Source organism: Streptomyces longispororuber (assembly GCF_024448165.1).
In the GTDB taxonomy this organism is placed as follows: domain Bacteria; phylum Actinomycetota; class Actinomycetes; order Streptomycetales; family Streptomycetaceae; genus Streptomyces; species Streptomyces longispororuber_A.
In genome coordinates this window covers 1-15,909 of record NZ_JAMOLN010000028.1, presented here as the reverse complement: position 1 = coordinate 15,909, position 15,909 = coordinate 1, and the positions used below count along the sequence as shown (strand labels likewise).

Here is a 15,909-nt window from a genome sequence, read left to right as displayed (position 1 = left end):
CGGACGGGCAGGTTAGGCTCCCCTCTGTGAGTACGTGCACGGCCGCTTCGCGGGATCTCGACGAGCCTCTCGCGGGCACCGCGGCCACCGCCCGGACCTGGCTGCTGATCGAGCAGCCCGGTCCCTGGGGCGCCAAGGCCCTGACCTCCAGCCATCTGGACCCCGAGGTGGGCCGTGCCCTGGAGGCCGCGGCCGACGGCACCGGAGTGCGGGTCGCGCTCGTCCGGCGGCCCGGGCGGCACGCGGACCGCCACGGACCGGCCCGCCACCAGGTGTACGTGGCCCACACGACACCCGGAAACACCTGGCTGCGGAGCACCACCGTCGACGCCCCCGCGGAGCTGCTCCAGCTGGACTTCGCCGCTCTGGGATCGGGTGATCACGGCGGCTTCGGCGAGCCCCACACCGGCGCTCCGCTCGCCCTCGTGTGCACCAACGGCAAGCGCGACCGCTGCTGCGCGCTCCTGGGGCGGCCGTTGGCCGCCGAACTCGCCCTCTCCGGCGAGCAGGACGTCTGGGAGGTCACCCACCTCGGCGGCCACCGCTTCTCCCCCACCCTTCTGGTGCTGCCGTACGGATACGCCTACGGGAGGGCCGTGGCCACCGACGTGAAGGAGATCCTGGACGCGGTGCGCGCCGGCCGGATCGTCACCCGGGGATGCCGCGGCAACTCGGCCTGGGATCGCCCGGGTCAGGCCGCGGAACTGGCGGTGCGCCGAGCGGCCCCCGAGAACGGCGCCGACGCCCTGAGCGTCATACGTACAGCAGCCGCGCGGGACGCCCAGGACGCGCCCCGGTGGGAGGTGACCGTCGCCCACACCGACGGGCGCCACTGGCAGGTGACCGTCGCCCAGGGTGCGTCCCTGCCGCCCCGCCCGGAGAGCTGCGGCGGCGCTCTCGGCTCACCGGCCCGTATGGATGTCGTGGCTGTGCGTGAGGTTCCCGCGCCCCGCGCCTGAAGTGCTGCGCGGCGTCGTAGGAGATCCGCGCCACAAGGGCTTCGATCGGGGGCGGACGGGCCCGTACCGTTCGTCACCATGAGCACGACTCCCCCCACCCGCAGACTGCGCTTCGGACTGCCGAGGCGGGTGTTCGCACAGGTCCTTCTGATGCAGGTGGCGATCGCCGCGGGGGTCGCCGTGCTCGCCACGGGCCTGTTCCTGGCGCCTTTGAGCGATCAGTTGGACGACCAGGCCATGCGCCGGGCGCTCGCCATCGCGCAGACCACGGCCGCACAGCCGCAGATCGCCGCCGACCTGCGGTCCTCGCGGCCGACGGCGGGCGGTCCCGTGCAGACCGAGGCGGAGCGGATCCGGCGGGCCAGCGGCGCCGAGTACGTCGTGATCATGAACAAGGCCGGGGTGCGCTGGTCGCACACCGACCGGGACCAGATCGGCAAGGTCGTCTCGACGGACCCCAGCGAGGCGCTGGCGGGCCACGAGGTGATGGAGATCGACGACGGTACCCTCGGCCGCTCCGCGCGCGGCAAGGTGCCGCTCAGGGGCGCGGACGGGGCCATCGTGGGCGCGGTGTCGGTCGGCATCGAGTACGACAGCGTCCGCGCGCGCCTCATCCACGCGATCCCGGGCCTGTTCGCGTACGCGGGAGGGGCCCTGGCCGTGGGCGCGCTCGCCGCCTATCTGATCTCGCGTCGGGTCCAGCGGCAGACGCGGGACCTGGCCTTCTCCGACATCTCCGCGCTGCTGGCCGAGCGCGAGGCGATGCTGCACGGCATTCGGGAGGGCGTCGTCGCGCTGGACCGCAGCGGCCGGATACGCCTCCTCAACGACGAGGCGCAGCGGCTCCTCGGCCTGGACGCACAAGCGATCGGCCGGCCCCTGGACGCGGCGCTGGGTCCGGGCCGTACCACCGACGTGCTCACGGGCCGGGCCACCGGCACCGATCTGCTGACCGTGCGCGGCCAGCGGGTCCTGGTCGCCAACCGGATGCCCACGGACGACGGCGGCGCGGTCGCCACCCTGCGCGACCGCACCGAGCTGGAGCAGCTGGGCCGCGAACTCGACTCCACCCGCGGCCTGATCGACGCCCTGCGCGCACAGGACCACGAGCACGCCAACCGGATGCACACGTTGCTGGGCCTGCTGGAGCTGGAGATGTACGAGGAGGCGGCGGAGTTCGTCGGCGAGGTCGCGGGCGCGCACCGGGTCACCGCCGAGCAGATCACCGAGAAGCTCCAGGACCCGCTGCTGGCCGCCCTCCTGGTGGGCAAGGCGACGGTGGCCGCGGAGCGCGGTGTCGCCCTCGCGATCTCTGCGGACACGGCCCTGCCCGACCGGCTCGTCGATCCCCGTGGGCTGGTCACGATCGTCGGCAACCTGGTGGACAACGCCCTGGACGCGGCGGCCGGTTCAGGCCGCCACGCGCGCGTGGAGGTGGTGCTGCGTGCCGAGGGGCGTGCGGCGGTCCTCCGGGTACGGGACACGGGGCCCGGGGTGCCCGCCGATCAGCGGGAGGCGGTCTTCGTGGAAGGCTGGTCCACCAAGGAGCCGCCGGCGCACGGCAAGCGCGGCATCGGGCTCGCCCTGGTCCGCCGGCTCGCCGAGCGGCAGGGCGGCACGGCCGAGGTGACCGGATGGACCGGCGGGGGCGCCGAGTTCGTCGTCGTCCTGCCGGAGGCCCTCACCGAACCCGTACCGGCCACGGCTGCCGAGGAGGTCTGATGATCGACGTACTGGTCGTGGACGACGACGCCCGCGTGGCCGACGTCAACGCCGCCTACGTGGCGAAGGTGCCCGGATTCCGCGTGGCGGGCAAGGCGCACAGCGCCGCTGAGGCCCTGGAGCGGATCGAGGAGCTGGCGGTCGATCTGGTGCTCCTCGACCACTACCTGCCGGACGAGACGGGGCTGTCGGTCGCCCGTACGGTGCGGGAACGCGGCCACCAGATCGACGTGATCATGGTGACCGCGGCGCGCGACGTGGCGACCGTGCAGGCCGCGATGCGCCACGGGGCACTGCAGTACCTGGTCAAGCCGTTCTCGTTCGCGGGTCTGCGCGGCAAGCTGGAGGCGTACGCGGCGCTGCGGCGCACGCTCGACGGCGGTGGTGAGGCCGAGCAGACGGAGGTCGACCGGATCTTCGGCGCGCTGTCCGCCACTCCCGCCCCCGAGCTGCCCAAAGGGCACTCGCCCACCACCGCCGAACTGGTCCGCAGGGCGATAATGGGTGCCGAAGGCCCGCTCTCCGCCCAGGAACTGGCCGACCGGACGCGGCTCAGCCGCCAGACCGCCCAGCGCTACCTCAAGCTGCTGGAGCGGACCGGGCGGGTGCGGCTGAGCCTCAAGTACGGCGACACGGGGCGCCCCGAGCACCGCTACGAGTGGGCCACGAGCCGCTGACCGGCCCGGTCCCGCAAGCGCCGATCGGACGCGACGGACGGGTCCCGGTCAGACGCCCCGGTCAGACGGCCCGGTCAGACGGCGGTCAGACAGGCCCATCCAGACGGCCCCGTTCAGACCGCCCCGGCGCCCGTGAGCGCCCGTACCTCGGTCTCCGCGTGCTTGGCCTCGTCCGGCGGCTCGGGCGAGGTCACGGTGCCCAGCCAGCCCGCCAGGAAGCCCAGCGGGATGGAGACGAGCCCCGGGTTCTCCAGCGGGAAGTACTGGAAGTCCACGCCGGGGAAGAGGGACGTGGGGCTCCCGGAGACCACCGGCGACAGCACGACGAGCGCCAGCGCGGGCAGCAGCCCCCCGTACACCGACCAGACGGCGCCCCGCGTCGTGAAGTTCCGCCAGAACAGCGAGTAGAGCAGCACCGGAAGATTGGCGGACGCCGCGACGGCGAAGGCGAGACCGACCAGGAACGCCACGTTCAAGTCGCGGGCGAGCAGCCCGAGACCGATCGCGAGCACACCGATTCCGGCCGCGGCGACACGCGCCACCGCGACCTCGCTGCGCTGCTTCCCGCCCGGCCGCCGCAGCGAGGCGTACAGGTCGTGGGCCACGGACGCCGAGGACGCCAGCGTGATCCCGGCGACGACGGCGAGGATGGTGGCGAAGGCGACCGCGGCGACGATCGCGAACAGGACCGTGCCCCCGGTGGAGTCCGCGCCACCGCCCAGGTCGAGGGCGAGCAACGGAACCGCCGTGTTCCCCGCCGCGTTCGATCCCCGCACGGCGTCGGGTCCCACCAGGGCGGCGGCACCGAAACCGAGCACGATCGTCATCAGGTAGAAGCTGCCGATGAGCCCGATGGACCAGACGACCGAGCGGCGTGCGGCCCGCGCGGTCGGCACGGTGTAGAAGCGCGACAGGATGTGCGGAAGGCCCGCCGTGCCGAGCACGAGCGCGAGTCCCAGGCTGATGAAGTCGAAGCGCGCGGTCCAGCTCCCGCCGTACTTCAACCCGGGCACGAGGAAGTCCGATCCGTGTCCGCTGCGTGCGGCGGCGGTACGCAGCAGCTGGTTGAAGTCACCGTGGAAGTGCGCCAGGACGAGCACCGTCAGGGCGATCGTCCCGCCCATGAGCAGGACGGCCTTCACGATCTGGATCCAGGTGGTGGCCCGCATCCCTCCCATCGACACATAGATGACCATGAGCGCGCCCACGCCGACGACGGTCCATGCCTGCGCGGCCCCGCTGGTCCCACCGAGCAGCAGCGCGACCAGGCTGCCCGCTCCCACCATCTGCGCCACCAGATAGAGAACGGACACGGTGACCGAGGAAGTTCCCGCCGCGATGCGCACGGGCCGCTCCCGCATCCGGGCGGCGACGACGTCGGCGAGCGTGAACCGGCCGCAGTTGCGGACCAGTTCGGCGACGAGGAAGAGCACCACGAGCCAGGCCACGAGGAAGCCGACCGAGTAGAGCAGCCCGTCGTAGCCGAAGAGCGCGATCAGGCCGGAGATGCCGAGGAACGACGCGGCCGACATGTAGTCGCCGGCGATGGCGAAACCGTTCTCCATCGGTGAGAACAGTCGGCCTCCGGCGTAGAACTCCTCGGCGGAGCCGTGCCGGTTACGGCTCACCCAGGTCGTGATGCCGAGGGTGACCGCCACGAACGCGCTGAACAGGACCAGCGCCAGGGTCTGATGGGTGCCGGTCACCACTGGCCGCCCTCGCTCCCGCGAACCCGCCCGGCACCGTGCGGTCTCGCGGAACCGTTCATGCGCGTGGAGTCGGCGATGCCACGGGTCATCTCCTGGGTGTCCCACCGCAGTTCGAGCGCCGGGCGATCACGGCGCAGCCGGGCGTGACGTGCGTACAGCCATGTCAGCAGGAACGTGCTGGCGAACTGCCCGAGCCCGGCCACCATCGCCACGTTCACCGAGCCCGCGACCTGCCGGGCCATCAGATCCGGTGCGCTGGTGGCGGCGACGACGTACGCGACGTACCAGGCGAAGAAGATCGCGACCGCGGGCACGACGAACCTGCGGTAGCGCCCGCGCACCTCCTGGAATGCGGCGCTGCGCTGGACCTCCAGGTAGACCCCCGCCGCGCTCCGCTCCCGCGGCACGGACTGGGCGGGCACGGCGGGCGCCGGTGCGCCCGTGCCGTCCAACTCGCCCCATCCCGAGGCGAGCGCGTCGTACCAGGGATCGCCCGCACCACCGCGATCGCCGGTCCGGGGCTGCGCCGTCTCGCGCCCGTCGTGCTTCTCCACCGAACTCTCCTTGTCCGCGGCCCACTGCGGCCGCGTGCCCAAGGATGGACAGACCGGGAAGATCCCGGACTCTCCTCGCAAGCCCTTCACCCCATTAGGTGATGGACGCCCCCGGCGGCTTCGCGAGTCCGTGCCGGTACGCGTAACGGACCGCCTGGGCCCGGTCCTTGAGGCCGGCCTTCGCGAACAAGTTGTTGATGTGGGTCTTCACCGTCGCCGTGGAGACGTGGAGCGCCCGGGCGATCTCCTGGTTGGTCAGACCGTCGGCGATCAGCACCAGGACCTCGGCCTCCCGCGCCGTCAGCCCGTCCGGCGGCTCCTTCGGCTCCGGCGCGGCCGACTCGGGCTGCGAGAGTCTCTCCAGCAGCCTGCGCTGGATCTTCGGCGAGAGCCCCGCGTCGCCGGACAGGACGTCCTCCACCGCCCGGACGATCTCGTCCCCGCCGGCGTCCTTGGTCAGATAGCCGCGCGCACCCGCCGTCAGGGCGGGGAAGAGCGACTCGTCGTCCGCGTACGTGGTCAGGATGACGACCTGGGTGCCCGGGTGCTCCGCGCGAATCCGTCTGGTGGCCTCGACCCCGTCGCAGCGCGGCATGCGCAGGTCCATCAGGACGACGTCCGGGGCCAGTTCGCCCACGAGCGCGACCGCTTCCTCGCCGTCTCCCCCGGATCCCACGACCTCGATCCCCGGCAGCAGCCCGAGCAGCATCACGATGCCCTCGCGCACCACGGTCTGGTCGTCCACGACCACCACGCGGGCCGGCGGCCTGCCCGCAGCGCCCCCCGCGTCGCTCCCGGTCATACGGGAACCCTCAACCTGACCACGAAGCCCTCCTCGCACGGCCCAGCCTCCAGCGAGCCACCCAGCAGCTCGGCGCGCTCCCTCATCCCCAACAGACCGTAACCGGAGCCACTGACAGTGAGCTCGGCGTCCGGCCGGGACGCGCCCGAATCCTGTACTTCCAGGGCCACTTCGTCGGGCCGGTACTCCAGTCGCATCGCGGCCTTCGCGCCGGGAGCGTGCTTGCGGACGTTCGTCAGCGCCTCCTGGGCGACTCTGCGCACCGCCTGCGACGCCTCGGCGGACAGCGGCTTGCGCAGGCCCTCCACCGCGAGCGTGGCGCCGTCCGAGGAGGCCACCAGCTCCTTGAGGAAGTCCTCCAGCGGGGTCATGTCCCCGCGGAGCGCGGAGAGGGCCTGACGGGTCTCGGCGAGACCGTCCCGGGCCATGCCGCGCGCGGCGACGACCCGCTCCAGGATCTGGTCCCGCTCGGCGCCCCGCTCGATCAGGAGCCGGGCCGCCTCCAGGTGGACGAGCTGGGCGGAGAGGCTGTGTGCCAGGACGTCGTGGATCTCGCGGGCGATGCGGGAGCGCTCGGCCAGCGCGGCCGACTCCGCCTCCGCGGCCCGTGCCGCGCGCTCCTGCACCAGCAGCCGCTGCGCGTTCCCCCGGGCCTCCGCGTCGAGGCGCAGCATGTAGCCGGACAGGCACAGGCCGACGACGACGACCGCCGTGGTCAGCCATGCGTCGTCGTTGACCAGGGCGAATCCCGTGAGCGACACCACGGTGATGGGCACCGAGGCGGCGAGCGGCAACCGCTCGAGCGCCGCGACCGCACAGCCGCACCACAGGACGATCGCGGGTCCGACGAACCCGGCCCACTGCGCCAGCAGTGCGATCCCGACCATGGAGCCGAGCAGTCCGATGGAGTGCCACAGCCGGTGGTCGTAGGTGGTGCGCATGTAGGCCCACGACGCGGCGACGCAGGCGAGCAGCAGTACGGGGCTCAGCACCAGCGCCCAGTCGCTGACCCCGCGCTGGGTGACCGCCGTCCACACCAGCATCCCGATCACGCCGACTCGCACCACCCGGGCGATGATCCGCCGGGCACGGGTGACTCCCTCGCGGGAGAGCGCCTCCCGCGAGGGCCATTCCGTCCAGTGCCTACGGATCACCTGCGGGCCTCCCACGTCGGCTGCGCGGCAGCTCCAACGTACGCCGGACGCTCGCCGTTGGCCTTGAGCATCACCAGACCGGAGCGGATCAGGAGCGAGACGGCGAAGCCCAGCATGAGGCTCGACGTGCCCAGGTGGACGCCCATCGCCAGGCCGATCCCGACGACGGAGCCGCGGGCCGCGATGCCGCCGAGCCAGGCGCCGGCCGTGGCGAGGGTGCCCTTGGTCCACACATCGCCGTGCTCGTCCGCCCAGACGCGTGTGGTGAGGCCCCAGCCGATCCCGATGCCAACGCTCACCAGGAGCTCGACGGTGAGCAGGACGACCGAGGTCGCCACGTGGTGCGGGTCCGTCAAGGAGCCGTCCTTGACGGCGAGGACGGCGAGGATCGCGGGCAGCAGCCACCACTTGCGGTCCTGCGACAACCGCTCCGTCCTGAACTGGCGCACCAGGACGAGCGCGACGACGGCAACGATCACCAGTGCGGTGGGGAGCCCGGACATGACTGCCTCCGTGGAGCGGTCGGGAGCGAAGTGGTCCAACGCCTTCGACGCTACGGAAATGAGCAGGTCAGGAGATCGGAGCGGAGGTGGATCCGAGGTGGATCGGTCGGCTCCACCCAGGGGTGGAGCCGACCGGGGCGGGCCGTGCCCCGCGGCACGGCCCGGCTGCTACGCGTCGATGCGCGAGCGGTCGAGCGTGGCCGCGGAGCTGCTGATGAACTCCTTGCGCGGCGCCACGTCGTTGCCCATCAGCAGGTCGAAGACCTGCTCCGCCGCGTCCAGCTCGCCGATGTTGATCCGGCGCAGCGTGCGGTGACGCGGGTCCATCGTGGTCTCCGCCAGCTGGTCCGCGTCCATCTCGCCCAGGCCCTTGTAGCGCTGGATCGAGTCCTTGTAGCGCACGCCCTTGCGCTGGAACTCGAGCAGCGTCTCCCGCAGCTCGCGGTCCGAGTACGTGTAGACGTACTTGTCCTGGCCCTTCTTCGGCTGGACCAGCTCGATGCGGTGCAGGGGCGGGACGGCGGCGAAGACGCGCCCCGCCTCGACCATGGGCCGCATGTAGCGCTGGAACAGCGTCAGGAGCAGGCAGCGGATGTGCGCACCGTCGACATCGGCGTCGACCAGCAGAATGATCTTGCCGTAACGGGCCGCGTCGATGTCGAAGGTCCGGCCGGACCCGGCTCCTATGACCTGGATGATCGCGCCGCACTCGACGTTCTTCAGCATGTCCGAGACGGACGACTTCTGAACGTTGAGGATCTTGCCGCGGATCGGCAGGAGCGCCTGGAACTCGGAGTTCCGGGCGAGCTTGGCCGTGCCGAGGGCGGAGTCACCCTCGACGATGAAGAGCTCGCTGCGCTCCACGTCGTCGCTGCGGCAGTCCGCGAGCTTCGCGGGCAGGGACGACGACTCCAGGGCCGTCTTGCGACGCTGCGCGTCCTTGTGCTGGCGGGCCGCGATGCGGGTGCGGGCCGCGGCGACAGCCTTCTCCATGACGGCCCGGGCCTGCGCCTTGGCGTCCCGCTTGGTGGAGGTCAGGAACGCCTTGAGCTCCTTGGCGACCACGGTGGCCACGATCCTGTTGGCCGCCGAGGTACCGAGGACCTCCTTGGTCTGGCCCTCGAACTGCGGCTCCGCCAGGCGCACCGTGACGACAGCCGTGAGGCCTTCCAGGGCGTCGTCCTTGACGATGTCGTCCTCGGCGACGCGCAGCAGCTTCTGGGAGCGCAGCACCTCGTTCATCGTCTTCGTGAGCGAGCGCTCGAAGCCCGTGACGTGGGTACCGCCCTTGGGCGTGGCGATGATGTTCACGAACGACCTGATGTTCGTGTCGTAGCCGGTGCCCCAGCGCAGCGCGACGTCGACGCCGAGCTCGCGGGTGACCTCGGTCGGTGTCATCTGGCCGTGGTCGTCGAGGACGGGGACGGTCTCCTTGAAGGTGCCCTGCCCCGTCAGGCGGAGGACGTCGCAGACCGCCTTGTCCTGCGCCAGGTACTCGCAGAACTCGCTGATGCCGCCGTCGAAGCGGAAGGACTCCTCGCCCTTGCTGCCCCCTTCGCCGAGACCGAACTCGTCGCGCACGACGATGGTCAGGCCGGGCACCAGGAAGGCGGTCTGGCGGGCACGCTGGTGGAGGTTCTCCAGGGAGAGCCTCGCGTCCTTGAGGAAGATCTGCCGGTCCGCCCAGTAGCGGACGCGGGTGCCCAGCCGGTTCTTCGGGACCTTCTTGACCTTGCTCAGTCGCGCCGAGGGGTCGAACGGGGCGTCCGGTCCGGGCTTGGAGAAAGCACCGGGAACGCCACGACGGAAGCTGATGGCATGCGTGTGTCCGTTGCGGTCCACCTCGACGTCGAGGCGCGCCGACAGCGCGTTCACCACGGAGGCGCCCACGCCGTGCAGACCGCCGGAGGCCGCGTACGAGCCGCCTCCGAACTTGCCGCCCGCGTGGAGCTTGGTCATGACGACCTCGACTCCGGAGAGGCCGGTCTTGGGCTCGACGTCCACGGGGATGCCGCGGCCGTTGTCCCGCACCTCGACGGAGCCGTCGTCGTGCAGGATCACCTCGATGTTGTCGCAGTAGCCCCCGAGGGCTTCGTCGACGGAGTTGTCGATGATCTCCCAGAGGCAGTGCATCAGACCGCGACTGTCGGTCGAGCCGATGTACATGCCCGGACGCTTGCGTACGGCTTCAAGCCCCTCGAGGACGAGCAGGTGCCGCGCGGTGTAGTTGGAACCGTCCCGGTCTGCTCCGGTCAGCAGCGCTGTGGACGGCACGGACGTTTCGGCGGTCACGCGGTTCGCTCCTCGCTGAATTTCAGATGGGGCCCTTGTGGGTAAAGGGCCGGCGTCGGTCGCCGGTGAGAGGGTACCGAGGCCTGGTAGAGCCGTTGTAACGCCACCCTCACCTCAGCCCAGACTAGTCCAGGGTCGTATGCGTGTTCGATCCCTCGATGGAGTGAAGCACACATCACGTTCCCTTCCAGGCATGAACCATTTAGGCTCCGGGCACGTCCTCATGAACAACCGGCAACCCAGCCGGAGGACCGACCTGACGGAACGCGCGAACCCGTAAGACACGTAAGAGACGCAATACGGCACATTCGCCGCCACCCGGCAGCACCCAGCCGGCCTCGGAGAAATTTTTCGAGGAAAAGCCGCGAGCGGGAACGTTTTCGGCCTGGTTGGATGTTGACCCTGGTACGACAGCTCGTCGAGCTAGAGAAGAGGCGACGTGACTACTGTTCTGACCCCCGCGAGCCCGCTGACGGCCGCTGACCGCTGTGACCGTTGCGGCGCCCAGGCATACCTGCGCGTCGTCCTGATCAGCGGTGGTGAACTGCTCTTCTGCGCCCACCACGGTCGCAAGTTCGAGCCGGAACTCAAGAAGATCGCCGCTGAGATACAGGACGAGACGGAGCGGCTCACCGCCGTTCCGGCAAATGCCGAGACCGAGGAACGCTGACGCCTCGCATCCACGACGAGCCAGCTCCGGCATCAGGCCGGTGACCGGGCGGCCGCCCCCGCACAGGGGCGGCCGCCCGTCCTCGTATCCGCCCGAGACCTCAGCCGTGCTGCCGCAGCACCCTCAGCGCGTCCGAGACCCGGGTGTAGACGCCGGGGCTGCCCGCGCGTCCGCAGCCGCTCCCCCAGGACACCAGGCCGATCAGCCTGCCCTGGGCGACGAGCGGCCCGCCGCTGTCTCCCTGGCAGGCGTCCCTGCCGCCGTTCGGCTCGCCGGCGCACAGCATCGATGACGGCAGGTACCGCCCGTCCGAGCTGCCGGGATACGCCTGCTCACACACGCCGTCGGGGAGCACCTGGACCTGCGCGGCGTGCAGCGTGCGCGCGTAGTCGCCCGCGCCCGTCGTGTCGCCCCATCCGTAGACGGCGGCCTCCGTTCCGGGCCGGTACGCGGGGTCGCCCTCGTCGGCCATCGAGATCACGTATCCCCCAGGCAGCGGCGTGGACAGTGTGAGGACCGCCACATCACCGGAGTTCGTGCCGCTGTCGTAGTCGGGATTGACCCATGCGTCACGGACCGGGATCTCGGCGCCCTCCGAAGCCCGTAGGTCGCTGCGGCCCGCGATCACCTTGAGGTCGCGCACGTGACCGGGCGGCGCGCCGAGCACGTCCTCGCTCATGCAGTGCGCCGCGGTGAGGACCGTCGTCCGGGAGACGACCACGCCGCCGCAGAACTGTCCCGCGCGCGTACCCCCGAACCGGTCACGGCTGGAGAGCGCCACCGCCCACGGACTCTGGGAGGCCTGTACCTGACGGCCGCCGATGACCACGTCGTCCGCGACTGCGGGCGACGGCGAGGCCAGCGGAACCACGACAGCCGCGGCGAGCGCGGTCAGCGGCGCGGTCAGCGCGCTCGCGAAGGGACGACGCATGCGGGGTCTCCTCACTCTCGGTTGCTAGGGCACACCCAGAGTGATTCAACACCGCCCCGTACGCACCGCGAGGATCCGCTCACAGGCGCGTACGCAGAAGGCCCGGCACATCCCCGCGGACGGGGCGTGCCGGGCCTTCTGGCGGCCGTACAGCGGCTGCGACTAGTCGAGGTAGTCGCGCAGCACCTGGGAGCGCGACGGGTGACGCAGCTTCGACATCGTCTTGGACTCGATCTGACGGATGCGCTCGCGCGTCACGCCGTAGACCTTGCCGATCTCGTCCAGGGTCTTCGGCTGACCGTCGGTGAGGCCGAATCGCATGGAGACGACGCCCGCCTCGCGCTCGGACAGGGTGTCGAGCACGGAGTGCAGCTGCTCCTGGAGGAGCGTGAAGCTCACCGCGTCGGCCGGGACGACGGCCTCGGAGTCCTCGATGAGGTCACCGAACTCGCTGTCGCCGTCCTCGCCCAGCGGGGTGTGCAGGGAGATGGGCTCGCGGCCGTACTTCTGGACCTCGATGACCTTCTCCGGGGTCATGTCGAGTTCCTTGGCCAGCTCCTCCGGGGTGGGCTCGCGGCCCAGGTCCTGGAGCATCTGGCGCTGCACGCGCGCGAGCTTGTTGATGACCTCGACCATGTGCACCGGGATACGGATGGTGCGGGCCTGGTCGGCCATGGCGCGGGTGATCGCCTGACGGATCCACCAGGTGGCGTACGTGGAGAACTTGTAGCCCTTGGTGTAGTCGAACTTCTCGACCGCGCGGATCAGACCGAGGTTGCCCTCCTGGATGAGGTCCAGGAAGAGCATGCCGCGGCCGGTGTAGCGCTTGGCCAGGGAGACCACCAGACGGAGGTTGGCCTCCAGGAGGTGGTTCTTGGCGCGGCGGCCGTCCTCGGCGATGATCTCCAGCTCGCGCTTGAGCTTGGGGGCGAGCTTGTCGGCGTTGGCCAGCTTGTCCTCGGCGAACAGACCGGCCTCGATGCGCTTGGCGAGCTCGACCTCCTGCTCGGCGTTGAGCAGCGGGACCTTGCCGATCTGCTTGAGGTAGTCCTTGACCGGGTCGGCGGTGGCACCGGCGGCGGCGACCTGCTGGGCCGGCGCGTCGTCCTCGTCCTCGTCGGACAGGACGAAGCCCTGGCCCTCGGGGGTCTCCTCGTCGCCGCCCTTGGCGGCTGCGGGGGTCTCCTCGGTCGCCTCGTCGTCGAGAAGCTCGTCGTCCTTCTTGGACCCGGTCTTCTTGGCGGCGGTCTTCTTGGCCGTCGTCTTCTTCGCGGTGGCCTTCTTGGCCGTCGTCTTCTTCGCCGCGGCCTTCCTGGCAGGCGCGGTCTCCTCGTCGGCGGCCTCGGCGACCGTCGGCTCGGGGGCGGTCGTGGCAGCGACCTTCTTGGCGGTGACCGTCTTGGCCGCGACAGTCTTGGTGGCGGTGCGCTTGGCCGGACTCTTGGCTGCGACGCTCTTTCGGGGACGCTTGGGCTCAGCGGCACTGACCATCAGCGTCACACCCTCTTCCTCGAGGATCTGGTTGAGGCTGCGCAGAACGTTCTTCCACTGAGTGGCCGGAATCTGGTCGGCTTCGAACGCACGGCGTACGTCATCGCCGGCGATCTGGCCATCAGCCTTTCCCCGCTCAATGAGCGCCATGACAGAGACGGACTCGGCGATCTCCGGCGGGAGCGTACGGGATGTGCTGGCCGACACGAACAACCTCTCGGAACGTTGGAAAACGGCTTCCGGCCCCGTCCACAGTGGACCGGAGCCGACGTCCGCCGACTTGGGGATGGGCCGGCGGCGCGGGCGGGGACCGGGGAGATGGACAGCGCCGCAAGCGGCTGCTGTATTCCCTCCTCGGCTGTCACCTCTTAGGTCATCGCGCTGCCCCGAGGAGCGTTACGCCCAATCTGCGTGGCCCGAGTCACACCCCGTAAGCGGTCAAAAGCAGATGGATACGGGCAGAGTCGGTCACAGCGGGGGCTCATCCTGATCACCCGGCGAACCCGCGCACGAAACCTTCGGGGACATCACGTCCAGGGACATCGCGAGAGACCGTGTACGACCGAGTCGCCGGACAGCGCCCGCCTACACATGCACAGAGCACATGAGAGGGCGCCGTCCGGCGACATCAGGTTCGTACTTCCTCGCTCCGCGGCGGCCTCGGCGCGGTCAGTGCTCGCGGGGGGCCGGCACCACGCGCTCCACCTCGGGGTGGACGGTGAGCAGCTGCCGCATGGCGGCCTCGGCGCCGGTGCCGTCACCGGCCGCGAGCGCGTCGACGATCCGGGCGTGGTGCGCCACCGCCGTCTCGTTCGGGCGGTCGCAGCCGGTGACGGGGCCGCCGGAGACCTGGAGGGCGGCGGACACGATGCCGGAGAGGTGCTCCAGCATGCGGTTGCTGGCGAGCTGGATGAGCAGCGAGTGGAACTCCGCGTCGGCGCGGGAGAACGTGATCGAGTCCCCCTGCGCGAGGGCGTGCCCCATGATCTCGACCATGTCGGCAAGGCGCTGCTGCACGTCCTCGCGGCCGTGGCCCGCGGCGAGCCGGGCGGCGAGCGGCTCGATGGTCCAGCGCAGCTCACTCAGCTCGCGGCGCTGGTCGTCGCGCTGCGGCCCGAAGGCGCGCCACTCGATGATGTCCGGGTCAAGAAGGTTCCAGTCGCTGACCGGGCGCACGCGCGTGCCCACGTTCGGTCGGGCGCTGACCAGGCCCTTGGCCTCCAGGACGCGCAGCGACTCGCGGACGACGGTCCGGGACACCTCGAAGCGCTGGCCGATCTCCTCCGGCACCAGCGGGCGGTCGGCGCCCAGGTCGCCCGAGACGATCATCTGCCCCAACTGCTGGACGAGTTGACCGTGCAGACCGCGGCCCCGGCTGCCCGCGGCTCGTCGGCTCACCCGGCCCAGATCCTGGTCGGTGCTGTCCCAGACGGAGGGGCCGACGCGGTCGGCGGCCGACTCCGCGTAGGGGTAGCGGTCGAGTTCGCCCGGTCCTGCGAGGCCTGAGTCGGCGGAGCGGGCGGCGGTCATCATGGTGTGCGCAAGGGTACTCACGGAATGTGTTGTCGGCGTCGCCCTCAACTCCCTTGAGGTCTTTGGTGAAAAGCACACGAAAGGGTGATCTCCCCTCTCGCGCCCATTGACGCCTTATCGGAAAGAAATGGGCGTTCCAGAGGGAGTTGTGGGCGACGGCGAACCAGAAGGCGCAGAGCGCGCGTCACCGCACCCTGGGACGCAGCAGCATGAACAGATATGCGCAGAGCAGAGCACTGAGGGACAACATCAGCGCTCCCCCCACGGGTTGGGCGATCATCCGCACTCCGGCGGCCACGAACCGCTCCGCGCCGAACGGCCAGTGCACCAGGGCAAGATCACGCAGGCGGGCGGGAAGCCCGGCCGCCGTTCGCACAGATGGACCCTCCAAGGCCTTCTGTACGAGCGGCACGATGACGACGGGAACGGCCACCACGGCGGCCAGTCCGGCCGTCATCGACCGGAACACTCCTGAGGCGAGAATGCCCGCCCATGCGCACCCGACGACCAGAGCGAGCCAACTCGCGCTCTGCGAAAGCCAGTCGGCGGGAACTTGTGTGAGTTCCTGTCCGTATACGAGGTGGAGCAGCGCGGCATCGCAGCCGACCACGAGGGCGGCCATGAGGACGGCGGTCGCCGCGCCGACGACCAGTTTGGCCGCGAGAAGCCCCAGGCGGCGCGGGACGGTCCCCCGGTCGGCGGCGAGCGCGGGGTGGCGGAACTCGTCACCGAAGGCGAAGGCGCCCAGCAGTCCGGCGCCCAGTGCCGCGGGCGGCAGCGGCAGCTCCTGCGGCCAGGCGGCGAGGAGGCGAGGCTGCGGCGTGTGGCCGACCCGCGCCAGCAGTACGGAGAGCAGCGCGGAGACGGCGACGACCAGCGCGATGGTGACGTATCCGGTGGCGATGCCGGTCG

General features: G+C 70.8%; 13 protein-coding genes and 1 pseudogene. 4 read left to right on the top strand and 10 right to left on the bottom strand.

Annotated features, from left to right (window positions below):
• The first annotated feature begins 26 nt into the window (after positions 1–26).
• From M4J07_RS10915 to M4J07_RS10905, 3 genes are all read left to right on the top strand, one after another.
• Positions 27–959: a sucrase ferredoxin gene (locus tag M4J07_RS10915; RefSeq protein ID WP_255970384.1), complete on the top strand. Its 933-nt coding sequence runs from the start codon at positions 27–29 to the stop codon at positions 957–959.
• 78 nt (positions 960–1,037) lie between these two features.
• A complete protein-coding gene (locus M4J07_RS10910) occupies positions 1,038–2,681 on the top strand; it encodes a sensor histidine kinase (RefSeq protein WP_255970381.1) in 1,644 nt (547 codons plus the stop codon).
• Positions 2,681–3,358, top strand: a complete 678-nt coding sequence (locus tag M4J07_RS10905) for a response regulator (protein ID WP_255970378.1) — start codon at positions 2,681–2,683, stop codon at positions 3,356–3,358. Before M4J07_RS10910 ends, M4J07_RS10905 begins: the two co-directional genes overlap by 1 nt.
• A 113-nt stretch (positions 3,359–3,471) precedes the next feature.
• Here the strand turns inward: M4J07_RS10905 and M4J07_RS10900 are convergent, their stop codons facing one another.
• From M4J07_RS10900 to M4J07_RS10875, 6 genes are all read right to left on the bottom strand, one after another.
• Entirely contained in the window at positions 3,472–5,064 is a 1,593-nt protein-coding gene (locus M4J07_RS10900; protein ID WP_255970375.1) for a solute symporter family protein, read from the bottom strand.
• Positions 5,061–5,621, bottom strand: coding sequence for a DUF485 domain-containing protein (locus M4J07_RS10895; RefSeq protein ID WP_255970372.1), 561 nt, complete (start codon positions 5,619–5,621; stop codon positions 5,061–5,063). Before M4J07_RS10895 ends, M4J07_RS10900 begins: the two co-directional genes overlap by 4 nt.
• Positions 5,622–5,715: 94 nt before the next feature.
• On the bottom strand, positions 5,716–6,423 hold the full coding sequence (locus M4J07_RS10890; protein ID WP_255970369.1) for a response regulator: 708 nt from the start codon (positions 6,421–6,423) through the stop codon (positions 5,716–5,718).
• The gene (locus tag M4J07_RS10885; RefSeq protein WP_255970366.1) at positions 6,420–7,577 is read right to left on the bottom strand and encodes a sensor histidine kinase; all 1,158 of its coding nucleotides are present in this window, start codon (positions 7,575–7,577) and stop codon (positions 6,420–6,422) included. Before M4J07_RS10885 ends, M4J07_RS10890 begins: the two co-directional genes overlap by 4 nt.
• Positions 7,574–8,080, bottom strand: coding sequence for a DUF1453 domain-containing protein (locus tag M4J07_RS10880; RefSeq protein WP_255970363.1), 507 nt, complete (start codon positions 8,078–8,080; stop codon positions 7,574–7,576). The genes M4J07_RS10885 and M4J07_RS10880 overlap by 4 nt, the downstream gene beginning before the upstream one ends.
• Before the next feature lie 168 nt (positions 8,081–8,248).
• Entirely contained in the window at positions 8,249–10,372 is a 2,124-nt protein-coding gene (locus M4J07_RS10875) for a DNA gyrase/topoisomerase IV subunit B (protein WP_255970360.1), read from the bottom strand.
• A gap of 439 nt (positions 10,373–10,811) precedes the next feature.
• Here M4J07_RS10875 and M4J07_RS10870 point away from each other — a divergent pair, with 439 nt between their 5' ends.
• The gene (locus M4J07_RS10870; protein WP_255970357.1) at positions 10,812–11,042 is read left to right on the top strand and encodes a DUF7455 domain-containing protein; all 231 of its coding nucleotides are present in this window, start codon (positions 10,812–10,814) and stop codon (positions 11,040–11,042) included.
• A gap of 100 nt (positions 11,043–11,142) precedes the next feature.
• On the opposite strand, the gene M4J07_RS10865 is transcribed toward M4J07_RS10870, so the two are convergent.
• From M4J07_RS10865 to M4J07_RS10850, 4 genes and pseudogenes are all read right to left on the bottom strand, one after another.
• Positions 11,143–11,973, bottom strand: coding sequence for a S1 family peptidase (locus M4J07_RS10865; RefSeq protein WP_255970354.1), 831 nt, complete (start codon positions 11,971–11,973; stop codon positions 11,143–11,145).
• A gap of 162 nt (positions 11,974–12,135) precedes the next feature.
• Positions 12,136–13,671, bottom strand: a complete 1,536-nt coding sequence (locus M4J07_RS10860; protein ID WP_255970351.1) for an RNA polymerase sigma factor — start codon at positions 13,669–13,671, stop codon at positions 12,136–12,138.
• Between the two features lie 462 nt (positions 13,672–14,133).
• Positions 14,134–15,018: a FadR/GntR family transcriptional regulator gene (locus M4J07_RS10855; RefSeq protein ID WP_255970348.1), complete on the bottom strand. Its 885-nt coding sequence runs from the start codon at positions 15,016–15,018 to the stop codon at positions 14,134–14,136.
• A gap of 163 nt (positions 15,019–15,181) precedes the next feature.
• Positions 15,182–15,909 (bottom strand): annotated as a pseudogene (locus M4J07_RS10850) (ABC transporter ATP-binding protein); the annotation flags it as partial.

Bases quoted from the DNA above. Each gene is read 5' to 3' on its own strand.
- M4J07_RS10910 (WP_255970381.1), top strand. From the start codon at position 1,038: ATGAGCACGACTCCCCCCACCCGCAGACTGCGCTTCGGACTGCCGAGG.
- M4J07_RS10905 (WP_255970378.1), top strand. From the start codon at position 2,681: ATGATCGACGTACTGGTCGTGGACGACGACGCCCGCGTGGCCGACGTC.
- M4J07_RS10890 (WP_255970369.1), bottom strand. From the start codon at position 6,423: ATGACCGGGAGCGACGCGGGGGGCGCTGCGGGCAGGCCGCCGGCCCGC.
- M4J07_RS10880 (WP_255970363.1), bottom strand. From the start codon at position 8,080: ATGTCCGGGCTCCCCACCGCACTGGTGATCGTTGCCGTCGTCGCGCTC.
- M4J07_RS10865 (WP_255970354.1), bottom strand. From the start codon at position 11,973: ATGCGTCGTCCCTTCGCGAGCGCGCTGACCGCGCCGCTGACCGCGCTC.